The organism is Vibrio sp. 11-4(1), assembly GCF_013048625.1.
GTDB classification, from domain to species: Bacteria; Pseudomonadota; Gammaproteobacteria; order Enterobacterales; family Vibrionaceae; genus Vibrio; species Vibrio diabolicus.
In genome coordinates this window covers 37,352-49,442 of sequence record NZ_VHSY01000018.1, presented here as the reverse complement: position 1 = coordinate 49,442, position 12,091 = coordinate 37,352, and the positions used below count along the sequence as shown (strand labels likewise).

Sequence of the window (12,091 nt, the reverse complement as noted above, 5' to 3'; positions counted from 1 at the left end):
ACACCGCCGTAAACTTTAGCAAGAGTAGTACAGATAGCTGCAGTTAGAGTTGTTTTACCGTGGTCAACGTGGCCGATAGTACCAACGTTAACGTGCGGTTTCGTACGTTCAAATTTTTCTTTAGACACGATCGTGTTCCTTCCTAGTTATGATTCGTCGTGATCATTATTGATCGACGACGCGCCAGAAATTGTTATTTTATGCGCCAACGCCCGTTAGCGCAATATTTGGACGCCCTGATCTCGCAAAAAGTCGTAAACTTTTTGTAGTTCAATCGTCAATTAGTAACCACGCTCTGCAATAATTTTATCTGCGAAGTTTTTCGGCACTTCAGCGTACTCGTGAAACTCCATAGAGTAAGACGCACGGCCTTGAGTTGCAGAACGTAGATCAGTTGCGTAACCGAACATTTCAGATAGTGGTACTTGAGCACGGATGATCTTAAGACCAGCCACACCTTCGTCCATGCCTTCAATGATACCGCGACGACGGTTTAGGTCACCAACAACGTCACCCATCCAGTCTTCCGGAGTGGTTACTTCGACATTCATCATTGGTTCTAGAATCACAGGTTGTGCTTCTAGTGCACCTTTCTTGAATGCCATCGAGCCAGCGATCTTAAACGCCATCTCGCTTGAGTCTACATCGTGGTAAGAACCATCAAATAGTGTAGCTTTAATATCTAGTACAGGGTAACCCGCTAGAACACCACTATTCATTTGTTCCTCAATACCTTTCGATACCGAACTGATGTATTCCTTAGGAATCACACCACCCACGATTTCGTCTACGAATACGAAACCTTCGCCAGGTTCAGAAGGCTCAAGTTTGACCCACACATGACCGTATTGACCACGACCACCTGATTGACGAACAAACTTACCTTCAACTTCCGCTTTACCACGAATGGTTTCACGGTAAGCAACCTGAGGTTTACCAACGTTACAATCAACGCTGAATTCACGCTTCATACGATCAACGATAATGTCTAGGTGAAGTTCACCCATACCTGAGATCAGAGTCTGACCTGATTCGTCGTCCGTTTCCACGCGGAATGATGGATCTTCCGCAGCCAGTTTACCTAGCGCGATAGCCATTTTCTCTTGGTCTGCCTTAGAACGAGGTTCTACAGCAATCTGAATAACTGGTTCAGGGAACTCCATGCGCTCTAGAATCACTTTGTGGTTCTGATCACACAATGTGTCACCTGTTGTTACGTCTTTCAGACCGATAGCAGCAGCGATATCACCAGCGCGAACTTCTTTCACTTCTTCACGCTTATTCGCATGCATCTGAACGATACGACCGAAACGCTCTTTCTTCTCTTTTACAGAGTTGTAAACAGCGTCACCGGAGTTTACTACACCAGAGTAAACACGCATGAACGTTAGCGTACCCACGAATGGGTCAGTCGCGATCTTAAATGCTAGCGCAGAGAATGGTTCGTTGTCGTCAGCGTGACGCTCAACTTCATTTTCTCTTTCGTCAACACCTTTAATTGCAGGTACGTCAACTGGCGATGGCAAGAACTCAATCACAGCATCTAGTACCGCTTGAACACCTTTGTTCTTAAACGCACTACCACAAGTGGCCAGTACGATTTCGTTGTTTAGTGTACGAGTACGTAGAGCTTGTTTGAGCTCAGCTTCAGTCAATTCACCTTCTTCAAGGTACTTGTCCATCAGCTCTTCGCTAGCTTCAGCAGCGGATTCAACCATGTGGTTGCGCCACTCTTCAGCAAGTTCGATCATGTCAGCTGGGATGTCTTCGTAAGTAAACGAAGTGCCTTGATCGGCTTCATTCCAGTTGATCATCTTCATCTTGATAAGGTCGATGACACCTCTGAACTCATCTTCTGCACCAACATTCAGTTGGATTGGAACAGGGTTCGCACCAAGACGATTTTTAATTTGGTCCACAACGCGTAGGAAGTCTGCGCCCGCACGGTCCATCTTGTTTACAAATACCAAACGTGGAACGTGGTATTTGTCTGCTTGACGCCATACAGTTTCAGACTGAGGTTCAACACCAGATGAGCCACAGAACACAACCACAGCACCATCAAGTACACGAAGAGAACGCTCTACTTCGATAGTAAAGTCAACGTGTCCAGGGGTATCAATGATGTTTACGCGATGCTCAGGGAACTGTGCTTCCATACCACGCCAGAATGTAGTAGTCGCAGCGGATGTGATAGTGATACCACGTTCCTGCTCCTGCTCCATCCAGTCCATGGTTGCTGCACCATCGTGAACTTCGCCGATTTTGTGAGAAAGGCCAGTGTAGAACAGAATACGCTCAGTTGTGGTTGTTTTTCCTGCATCTACGTGAGCACAGATACCGATATTACGGTAGCGCTCAATAGGAGTTTTACGAGCCACGATTGTATCCTCTTACTAAGGTGTACCTTAGAGTATAGAAAAGTGCTGCGAGAGAACCTCGCAGCACAGAAGGTATTACCAGCGGTAATGAGCGAACGCTTTGTTTGCGTCAGCCATGCGGTGAACGTCTTCACGTTTCTTAACCGCAGTACCTTTGTTCTCAGACGCGTCTAGCATTTCAGCTGCTAGGCGTTGAGCCATAGATTTTTCACCACGCTTGCGCGCAGCTTCAACCAACCAACGCATAGCAAGTGCGTTACGGCGAACCGGACGTACTTCTACAGGTACTTGGTAAGTTGAACCACCAACACGGCGAGATTTAACCTCTACCGCTGGGCGTACGTTTTCAAGAGCTTCTTCAAAAATAGCTAAGTGGTCTTTACCAGACTTTTCAGCCATAGCATCTAGTGCAGTGTAAACGATTTTCTCTGCAGTAGATTTTTTACCGTCAACCATTAGGATGTTAACGAATTTTGCCAGCAATTCAGATTTGAATTTTGGATCTGGAAGGATCTTACGCTGACCAATGACGCGACGACGTGGCATGGATTTATCTCCGTTGTCTTCTTCAGGTTTTATCCAAAACTTTTCAGTTTTTTCAAAAAATTAAAAATAATTTAGTGTTTGGCCTTACTTAACGGAATCCATTAAGACTTAGGACGCTTCACACCGTACTTAGAACGACCTTGTTTACGGTCGTTAACGCCAGCACAGTCAAGTGCACCGCGAACAGTGTGGTAACGTACACCCGGAAGGTCTTTTACACGACCGCCACGGATTAGTACAACACTGTGCTCTTGAAGGTTGTGACCTTCACCGCCGATGTACGATGTAACTTCGAAGCCGTTTGTCAGACGTACACGACAAACTTTACGAAGTGCTGAGTTAGGTTTTTTAGGTGTAGTAGTGTAAACACGAGTACATACACCACGTTTTTGTGGGCACGCTTCTAGTGCAGGCACGTTGCTTTTAACAACTTGCTTTGCACGAGGCTTACGTACCAACTGGTTAATAGTTGCCATTAACTAGCTCCTGATTTACTTGAAAGTAAGCTTTGTGAAAAATCTATCCCCAACTACCATTGCAGTTAGGGACGCAAAATTCTATGCAGCAGTGAGAGGTGTGTCAAGAAATATACGGATCTTTTTTGTTCAATTAGGACAATTCATCCGTAAAGCTTTAGCGACAGTAAATCACGTTCAATCCCAAGTAAGCGATTTATCCTGTTTAACTGTGAGCTCAACGAAGCCTGAGTAATTCACGATCGTCAGTGATGGACTGATACGATTCGCAATACCGCGAGCGTGAATATCGCTCTCTATCACAAATACACTGCGTTTTTTTAGGTGTGAGAACGCTTTATGCTGCGAGTTAGCAGCGTACACGGCATCTTCTATAAGTAAGATGTCATCCTGTGTACTGCATAAGGGCATGGCGTCTTCTAGAGCGGAGACCGTTTTTATAATATGTAGCATAACTTCCTCAGAACGACAGTAGCTTGCCAGCGTGTTGCAACTTATCTTTGAGCTGCTCTGAGCTTAACGCTTGAGCTTCAATGACTAAATCCGCTTGAGCCAAACCTCGCTGAGCTAATGACTCTGAGCACACAAAGACTTGTTCGATATCGTATAAATCGAAAAGCTTCAGCATCGGCGCATAATCTTTGCTCAAGATCTTACTCGGTTCTTGCCCTAGTAGAAGCTGGTAAACCCCATCTCCCATGAAAATGACGCTGATATCTTCACAGTAAGCCGACGCGGCTAACAGTGCATCCACACCTTCACGACCAGCCGCACTGCCATGCGGTGCGCTACGAAATAGATAAGTTAGCTGACTCAAAACTGTACCACTCTGTCTTGGGTTAACATCGCTTCGGCTAAGCTACCTAAGCCGGCTTGCTCGAAACCTTCCGCTAGATTGCTCTGGACCAAACCATGTTGATTCGCTTCTTCTTCACTTACGATCCCGCGACGCAAAGCCGCAGCAACACAAGTTTCTAGACGAACACCATGCTCTTTTGCCAAAGATTGCCATGCCTTATTGAGATCAAATTCGTCGTTGGCAGGCACACTCAAAGCAGTACCATTGGTCACGCCCTCTTGATAAAAGAAAACGCTCACTAACTGATGGCCTTGCTCAATCACCGCCTTGGCGAACTGATAAGCACTGCGTGCTGACTGGCTACCGTAAACAGGACCATTCACCACCAACGTGTAAGTCAGCTTACTCACTTTTCATCGTCCTCGGTTTTACGTTGACGAATGTATAAGTAGACGGTGTGTTTTGAAATGTTAAGACGATCTGCAACGCGGTTGATGGCATCTTTAATATCGAAGATGCCTTTGTCGTACAATTCCATCACGATTTGGCGATTCTTGGTGTTGTTCGATACGGATTTATCCGCATTGATCTCTTCGATGGTGCGTTCAACAGTTTGGTCCACCAGCTCTTCTACGTCACTAGCAAAGTTAACCGAGGAAGCCGCTTCTTTTGCTTCTTGCGTTGGCATGAAAGATTGAAGGACTTGCGAGAAAGGCGCATCCAAGTTGACGTTGATACACAACAAACCAATCACGCGATTTTCACCATTACGAATGGCGACAGTGATCGACTTCATCAACACGCCACCTTTTGCACGGGTAAAGTACGAACGTGAGAAGTTGCGCTCCGAGCCTTCGATGTCTTTTAGCATTTTAAGCGCTAAGTCAGTGATCGGTGAGCCGACTTGGCGACCCGTGTTTTCACCGTTAGCGATTTTAATTGCAGAGGTATTTAAGTCTTCTAGCGAGTGAAGAACGATTTCACAAAAGGGACCTATCAGGCTGGCGATACCATCAACGACCGCCTCATAAGATCTTAAAATGGTTTTGTCGTGCTCGGTAAACGGCATCACGTTAACGGATTCCATTTCGAGCAACATCTCCGCGTTTATTGTTTCTGTAGTTGTCATAAGCCTTCGAGCGAAAAATCAACAAATTGGTGTAAGTTTATCAGAAAATTTGAAAATCAACCTAGCAAACTCACCAACTAGTGACCTAGAACAAAAAAGGCCCGTTAAACGGACCTTTTTCAATAACTTATCGCGGCTTATTGTTATTGCTCTGCGTTGTCGTTCTCGACTTTTAGCAGCTCAACTTCAAATACTAGCGTTGAGTTAGCAGGAATGCTTGGTGTGTCTTGATCACCGTATGCTAGCTCTGGCGGGATAACGAATTTGAATTTAGAACCCACAGGCATTAGCTGAACACCTTCTGTCCAACCTGGGATTACACGGTTAAGTGGGAATGTTGCAGGTTCACCACGATCGTAAGAGCTATCAAATTGCGTACCATCGATTAGCGTACCTTTGTAGTGTACTTGAACCGTATCAGTGTCTTTTGGCTTCTCGCCTTCAGCTGGAGTAATAACTTGGTATAGAAGACCTGTATCTGTCTTCACTACGCCTTCTTGCTTCTCGAACTCAGCACGGAAATCATCGCCAGCTTTTTTCGCTTCAGCTGCTTTCTCAGCCGCTTGTGCTTGCATCTTTTCAGCAACACGCTTGTCTAGAGATTCTAGTGCTGCACGTGTTTCTTCTTCATTCAATTCAGCATTGCCTTTGAAGACGTCTTCGATACCTTTGAGTACCAAGTCTTTGTTAAGATTAATGCCGATTTCGCTTGGCTTGTCGATGCTTGTGCTTAGGTAGTTAGCAAATGAAACACCGATTGCGTATGCCGCTTTATCGTCGTCGGTTTTAAAGTGAACCGCTTTACCGGTTTCTGCTTGAACTTGTTCTGCTTGAGGTGCGGCTTCTGTTTTAGTTTCTTCTTTCTGACAACCTACCGCTAGCATAACTGTTGCAGCAAGTAGCGACACTTTTAAAACTGATTTCATTAAATTCTCCCAATAATGGCTTTGCCATTGGTTGTTGTGCACAAATCTTCTATGAGACTAGTGAAGACAATCGTTATACCAATATACTAGCTATATGTCTTAAGACACAAACCGGATTATTAGATGTGATGCAAAGAATTTCTCATTTATTCCTATATTTAATTGTCATCACCACGTTAAATGGTTGCTTTTTCGCCGAGCGTGAAGTGCAGCGTTGGCCGATAGAGCCTCAGGGTGCGACGAGCTTCGCACTTAGCAGAGATGGACGATTTGCTCTGCTCTATTCTCAGCAACACCATTTGATGTTGTGGGACCTAGAGCAAAATGAACAACTAGCCAACCTAGGTGAGCTCGATGCCGATGCCAACGTGGTATCCCATATTCGTATCTCAGACAATGGTCGCTATGCAGTCACAGCAAGCCAAATGAACTTCGCAGTTTGGGACTTAGGTTGGACGCAATCCGAAGGCCTTTGGTCTATTTCTGATGCGCTCATTCGCGACGTTGATATCACCAGTAACGGTGAGCAAGTTCTGCTCGGGTTATCCAACGGTAAAGCAATTTACGTCAACTTAGTCACCGGACGTCGCTTGGAGTTCCTTGCGCATCGTGAAAAAGTCAATTCCGTCGCCATTTCTCCTAATGGCCGCTTCGCACTGACTGGTGGTAATGACTACAAAGCGTATTTGTGGGACACCGAAACCGGACAAGTGCTGCGGACCTTCGAACATGAACAACGGGTTGTTCGTGTTGCCCTGCAACGAGATGGCAAGTTAGCAATGACATCCGATGGCGGAAACCAAGCGGTAATTTGGGATTTAAAAACTGGACAAGAGGTCACACAGTTGAGCAGTTGGTCGCGCCAATTGATCTTCTCTACTGCGCGATTTTCTGATGACGGAACTCAGTTAGTGACAGGAACGCCTTCTGGCCGCGTTTCAATATGGGATACTCAAACCGGAAAACGGATTGGCGGATTTGAAGTTGAGCCAAAAAAAGACACTCGCCCTCCCCGTGCGGTCGTGTATGATGCAGCCTTTGATTCAAAACAACGCGTAATTACTGCTACTTCAGCAGGTATTGCCCAAGCTTGGCAGTTAGAGAACGGATCATGACAGAAAAAATCATTCAGCAATTGGAAGCTCGCATTAATGACTTAGAATGTCAGCTTGCGTTCCAAGAACAGACTATTGAAGATCTGAACGGCGCCTTATCGCAGCAGCAACTGCAAATTACCAAGATGCTCGATCAGATGAAATATGTGGTAGGTAAAGTAAAAAATATGGACTCGTCGAATTTAGCCGATCCGTCAGAAGAAACCCCACCACCGCATTATTAAAATGCAGGCTCAAATAGCACAAAGCCCAGAACGTGTTCTGGGCTTTGTTGTATTGATTACTTAAGAAGGTTGCTCAAGAGGAAGCTATTCGTCAGCGTAGATTTTGACGCTCAACTCGCCTTGAGTGTTGATGCCAGCTCGGTACATACCAGAGCTGTTCATCGCAAAGTGCAGCTCACCTTGCGCGTCAATTGCGATTAAACCGCCTTCGCCGCCCATCTCTTTCAGTTCCCCCTGAATAATATGCTCACAAGCAGTATGAACATTTTCTTGTAAATAACGCATCCGCGCGGCGACGTCTTCTGCGACACGTTTACGGATAAAAAACTCACCGACACCCGTAGTTGAAACTGCGACAACGCCATTTTCGGCCACCGTGCCACAGCCTATCAAAGCCGAATCCCCAACTCGATTGTATTGCTTATTCGTTACGCCACCCGTGCTGGTTGCAGCTGCTAAGTTACCTTGTTGGTCCAACGCTACGGCTCCGACGGTGCCATGTTTACGATCATCTGGGTAGCGAGATTCCGACAAAGCAAACAGCCCTTTCTCACGCATAGACAGCAACTGCTCATAACGGCGATCAGTAAAGAAGTAATCCTGTTCGGTATACTCATGGCCTTGTTCAAAAGCAAACTTCTCTGCGCCCTCACCCACCAACAACACGTGATTGCTGTTTCGCATTACGTCACGAGCGAGCTCAATTGGATTCTTGATATGACGAACACCAGCGACCGCGCCTGCGGCTTGGTTTCGACCATCCATGACAGAGGCATCCATTTCTACCATTTCGTCGTTGGTCAGCACCGAGCCTTTACCCGCATTAAAGTTAGGCGAGTCTTCCAATACTTTTACTGCAGCCACAACCGCACCCAAAGCGTCGCCGCCTTTCTCTAGAATTTGATAGCCAGCTTTTACCGACGCTTCCAAATCAGCCAAGATGGATTGCTGAAGTTCATTGCTCATCTGTTCACGTAAAATGGTGCCTGCGCCACCATGAATCGCAATCGAGAAAGGTTTTGTCATCGCTTTTTCCATGAGTTGTTCTTTTCTTCTATGCACTTCACCTTAGATAAACAAAAAGCGCAAGTTGAAACCTCAACTTGCGCTTTGCAAAGCTTTACTAGATAAAACTATCTAGTGAAGGAGCTTGTGATTAGTGAGAACCACAGCTACCGCCGCCACAGCAGCCTTCATCGTCGTGATCATGGTCATGACCACAGCCACCAGCTTGATGGATATGACCGTGTTCGATCTCTTCTGCTGTTGCTTCACGTGTAGACATAACTTCTACTTCGAAAGTTAGTGTTTGACCAGCTAGCATATGGTTACCGTCAACAACCACTTCGTTGCCGTCAACTTCTGTTACTTCTACAGGGATTGGACCTTGGTCAGTGTCAGCTAGGAAGCGCATGCCCACTTCGATTTGGTCAACTCCTTGGAATACGTCCGCAGGAACGCGTTGTACTAGCGCATCGTTGTGCTCGCCGTAAGCTTCTTCAGGAGCTACCGTTACTGAGAACTTGTCGCCAGCCACTTTACCTTCAAGCTCTTTTTCAAGACCAGTGATTAGGTTGTTGTGACCGTGAAGGTAATCTAGAGGCGCTTCTGCTGTTGATTGATCAACAACGACACCGTCTTCCAACATTACTTTGTATGCAAGGCTTGCAACAACGTTCTTTTCAATTTTCATACTAACTCCAGGGAGATTAATTGACTTAACCTGAATGGGGTTAAGTACTGAGATATCTGGGTGTATTATGGGGATCAATTATCGAAGTTCAATTATTCCGGCTTAAAAATTCCGATCATTTCCTGATCTGAGTGTTTATTTTTCTCTACAGATTGCGGTTTACGCTGCTCAGTAAATTCACACTCGACACACTCAACTAACTCGATATTATTTTCAATCCACCAGCGCAGGGTATCTTGCTGGCTGCAATTTGGGCAGCTAGCGCCGGCAATAAAACGTTTCTTGATTTTCACGCTATTTCCTTAGCTTGAGTCTTGGCTCAAGTACTACTTCCAATGATTAGGTGACTGATGGTCGCTCTCCATCTCACGACCAAAAATTTCTTCTAGCTCTTTGCGTGCCTCTTTCGCTCTCTGAGCCAATTTCTTATCTTCATTGTGCTGAGGCAATAAGTCCTTAAGCATAGCATTATCTAACTTACGAAAATGTGCTTCTGCCCGCTTTGCTTGATATGGGTGCATACCAAGTTCTACGAGCGCTTGGCGACCGAGATCCAATGCCCCTAAAAATGTTTCACGAGAGTAATTCTCGACACCGTGGCTCATTAACTGATACGCCTCGACGCGGCTTCTTGCTCGGGCTAGCAACTTAAGTTTCGGGAAGTGCACGCGGCAGATATCAACGATGGCCATCACCTCATCAGGTGAATCGGTACAAATGACCAATGCTTCTGCTTTATCTGCGCCAGCAGCCCGCAAAAGATCAATTTGGGTAGCATCGCCATAAAACACTTTGTAACCATACTTGCGCAGTAGGTGGATTTGGCTGGCATCACTTTCTAATACCGTCACTTTGATTTTATTGGCATACATTAAACGTCCGACGATCTGACCGAAACGTCCAAAGCCTGCAATGATCACACGTGGCCGACGATCCACTACTTTCGTGGTCATGCCCTCTTCTTCTTGATTCAGGGTATGAGCAAACCATTTTTTTTGTCCCATCAGCAAAAGTGGTGTCGTCACCATGGATAGACTGACCACCACCAACAGAAAAGCCACTTGCTCTTTGGATAAAATGCCCTCTTGGCTCGCTGCGGTAAATATGACAAAGGCAAACTCACCACCTTGGCTTAAAATCGCGGCCATACGGCTTCTCGCTTTGGCTCCGACACGGGCAGCTCTCGCCAATGCATACAAAACCAAGCCCTTAACCACGACCAAAGCCACCACCGCGCCCAGAATCTCTAAAGGGTGTAATGCCAATAACCCCAAATTTACCGCCATGCCAACCGCGATGAAGAACAAACCCAACAACAAACCTTTAAACGGCTCGATAGCGATTTCCAATTCATGTCGATACTCACTCTCAGCCAGCAGAACGCCGGCTAAGAAAGTCCCTAGGGCCATAGAAAGCCCGAGCTTTTGCATCACGACAGAAATCCCAAGCACGACCAATAGTGCGGCGACGGTAAAGAGCTCACGAACGCCGCTCATCACAACAAAACGAAATAGTGGACGCAATAAGAAATGACCACCAATCAACAGGGCCACCACACTGCCTAATACCGTGAAGACATCCAACCAACTACCGCCACTCTGCCCGCCAGCAAGCAAGGGCAACATTGCCAACATTGGGATCACGGCAATATCTTGAAAGAGCAATACCGCAAAACCAGACTGACCCGTTTCGGTGCCATTGAGCCCTTGCTCTTCAATCACTTTAAGAGCAATTGCCGTCGAGGACAGCGCCAACCCCATCCCAATAACCAAACTCACTTGCATGCTTACGCCGAACATACTGACGACACTGCCGAGCACGGCGGTCGTAACCACCACCTGCGCGCCGCCTAAACCTAGAATCGGTCCTCGCATTTGCCACAGTTTTTTAGGATTTAGTTCAAGGCCGATCAAGAACAGTAACAACACGACCCCAAGTTCAGCAAAGTGCAAAATAGCATCAACATCACTGATTAAGCCAAGACCCCAAGGGCCAATCAACACACCGGCAAGTAAATAACCTAAAACCGAGCCAAGTCCGAGACGCTGAGCAATCGGCACCGCGATAACCGCAGCCGAGAGAAAGACCACGCTACTTTGAAGAAACTCACTGGTTATCGCCATACTGACCTCCTTGGTCTGTTGCTTCCCAGTTTTCAAGTGGGTTGTTCAACCACCGACGATACAATTCTGCGTGCTCATACCGCTCAATATCCGAGACATTACGCGACCAATACAACACCAAAGGTTCAATCCAGTGCATTTGACACAAGGCGGCCGTCAGTTCAAACGGTTGTAAGATTTGCTCTAATGGATATTTGTTGTACCCCTTCGCGCTAAAGGCCTCTTCTTTCCCCCCCGTTGTAATCACACTGCGCCAGTATTTTCCCTCCAGCGCCGAACCTCCGCCAAAAGCAAAACCTTTGCCCAGCACTCGGTCCAACCACTCTTTTAACAGGGCTGGGCATGAATACATATAAAGCGGGTGATGAAACACGATCACATCATGCGTGAGCAACAACTCATGTTCATAATTCACATCAATAAAGAAGTCAGGGTAAACACCGTAAAGATCGTGCACAGTGACGTGCTCAAGCGACTGAGCTTTTTTAATCATCACTTGATTAGCAATCGAGTTATGTGGCTCTGGATGAGCATAAATGATCAGAACTCTTGGGAGAATAGACGGTGCAACAGCCAAATGGTCGTCCTTGTGGTTATTTTTATCCGTTATCAAATTGTTATACTTTTTTGTACAGCATAATGCAATTAAAGCGAATCAATCGACTTTTCCGGCCAATAC

General features: G+C 46.2%; 16 protein-coding genes. 2 read left to right on the top strand and 14 right to left on the bottom strand.

The window, feature by feature from the left end:
* From FKN16_RS22610 to fkpA, 9 genes are all read right to left on the bottom strand, one after another.
* Positions 1-128, bottom strand: a 128-nt coding sequence (locus FKN16_RS22610; RefSeq protein WP_227484038.1) for a GTP-binding protein, incomplete at its 3' end; no start/stop codon positions are given.
* Between the two features lie 153 nt (positions 129-281).
* On the bottom strand, positions 282-2,381 hold the full coding sequence (gene fusA / locus FKN16_RS22605; protein WP_005397643.1) for an elongation factor G: 2,100 nt from the start codon (positions 2,379-2,381) through the stop codon (positions 282-284).
* A 75-nt stretch (positions 2,382-2,456) separates the two neighbouring features.
* Positions 2,457-2,927, bottom strand: coding sequence for a 30S ribosomal protein S7 (rpsG, locus tag FKN16_RS22600; RefSeq protein WP_005382796.1), 471 nt, complete (start codon positions 2,925-2,927; stop codon positions 2,457-2,459).
* A 101-nt stretch (positions 2,928-3,028) separates the two neighbouring features.
* Positions 3,029-3,403, bottom strand: a complete 375-nt coding sequence (gene rpsL / locus FKN16_RS22595) for a 30S ribosomal protein S12 (RefSeq protein WP_004399892.1) — start codon at positions 3,401-3,403, stop codon at positions 3,029-3,031.
* A 177-nt stretch (positions 3,404-3,580) separates the two neighbouring features.
* A complete protein-coding gene (tusB, locus tag FKN16_RS22590; RefSeq protein ID WP_170903571.1) occupies positions 3,581-3,856 on the bottom strand; it encodes a sulfurtransferase complex subunit TusB in 276 nt (91 codons plus the stop codon).
* A gap of 7 nt (positions 3,857-3,863) precedes the next feature.
* Positions 3,864-4,220 (bottom strand): sulfurtransferase complex subunit TusC, encoded by a 357-nt coding sequence (gene tusC / locus FKN16_RS22585; RefSeq protein WP_005397648.1) that lies wholly within the window; start codon positions 4,218-4,220, stop codon positions 3,864-3,866.
* Positions 4,217-4,612 carry a sulfurtransferase complex subunit TusD gene (tusD, locus tag FKN16_RS22580; protein WP_046874531.1) on the bottom strand — a complete coding sequence of 132 codons (396 nt, stop codon included), beginning with the start codon at positions 4,610-4,612 and terminating at the stop codon, positions 4,217-4,219. The genes tusC and tusD overlap by 4 nt, the downstream gene beginning before the upstream one ends.
* Entirely contained in the window at positions 4,609-5,331 is a 723-nt protein-coding gene (locus FKN16_RS22575; protein ID WP_170903570.1) for a transcriptional regulator, read from the bottom strand. The genes tusD and FKN16_RS22575 overlap by 4 nt, the downstream gene beginning before the upstream one ends.
* Positions 5,332-5,474: 143 nt before the next feature.
* The gene (gene fkpA, locus FKN16_RS22570; RefSeq protein ID WP_005397659.1) at positions 5,475-6,257 is read right to left on the bottom strand and encodes an FKBP-type peptidyl-prolyl cis-trans isomerase; all 783 of its coding nucleotides are present in this window, start codon (positions 6,255-6,257) and stop codon (positions 5,475-5,477) included.
* A gap of 128 nt (positions 6,258-6,385) precedes the next feature.
* Here fkpA and FKN16_RS22565 point away from each other — a divergent pair, with 128 nt between their 5' ends.
* Both FKN16_RS22565 and FKN16_RS22560 read left to right on the top strand, forming a co-directional pair.
* The gene (locus FKN16_RS22565) at positions 6,386-7,372 is read left to right on the top strand and encodes a PQQ-binding-like beta-propeller repeat protein (RefSeq protein WP_031780644.1); all 987 of its coding nucleotides are present in this window, start codon (positions 6,386-6,388) and stop codon (positions 7,370-7,372) included.
* Complete coding sequence (locus tag FKN16_RS22560) at positions 7,369-7,596, top strand: SlyX family protein (protein WP_005381455.1); 228 nt, start codon at positions 7,369-7,371, stop codon at positions 7,594-7,596. Before FKN16_RS22565 ends, FKN16_RS22560 begins: the two co-directional genes overlap by 4 nt.
* Positions 7,597-7,680: 84 nt before the next feature.
* Here FKN16_RS22560 and FKN16_RS22555 read toward each other — a convergent pair whose 3' ends face one another.
* The 5 genes from FKN16_RS22555 to kefG form a co-directional block, all read right to left on the bottom strand.
* Positions 7,681-8,622: an isoaspartyl peptidase/L-asparaginase gene (locus FKN16_RS22555; RefSeq protein ID WP_170903569.1), complete on the bottom strand. Its 942-nt coding sequence runs from the start codon at positions 8,620-8,622 to the stop codon at positions 7,681-7,683.
* A 130-nt stretch (positions 8,623-8,752) separates the two neighbouring features.
* Positions 8,753-9,289, bottom strand: a complete 537-nt coding sequence (gene slyD, locus FKN16_RS22550; RefSeq protein ID WP_047010415.1) for a peptidylprolyl isomerase — start codon at positions 9,287-9,289, stop codon at positions 8,753-8,755.
* A 92-nt stretch (positions 9,290-9,381) separates the two neighbouring features.
* The gene (locus tag FKN16_RS22545; protein WP_005381449.1) at positions 9,382-9,582 is read right to left on the bottom strand and encodes a YheV family putative zinc ribbon protein; all 201 of its coding nucleotides are present in this window, start codon (positions 9,580-9,582) and stop codon (positions 9,382-9,384) included.
* A gap of 33 nt (positions 9,583-9,615) precedes the next feature.
* Entirely contained in the window at positions 9,616-11,412 is a 1,797-nt protein-coding gene (gene kefB / locus FKN16_RS22540) for a glutathione-regulated potassium-efflux system protein KefB (protein WP_046874533.1), read from the bottom strand.
* Positions 11,396-11,989: a glutathione-regulated potassium-efflux system ancillary protein KefG gene (kefG, locus tag FKN16_RS22535; protein WP_170903568.1), complete on the bottom strand. Its 594-nt coding sequence runs from the start codon at positions 11,987-11,989 to the stop codon at positions 11,396-11,398. The genes kefB and kefG overlap by 17 nt, the downstream gene beginning before the upstream one ends.
* Positions 11,990-12,091 lie beyond the last annotated feature (102 nt).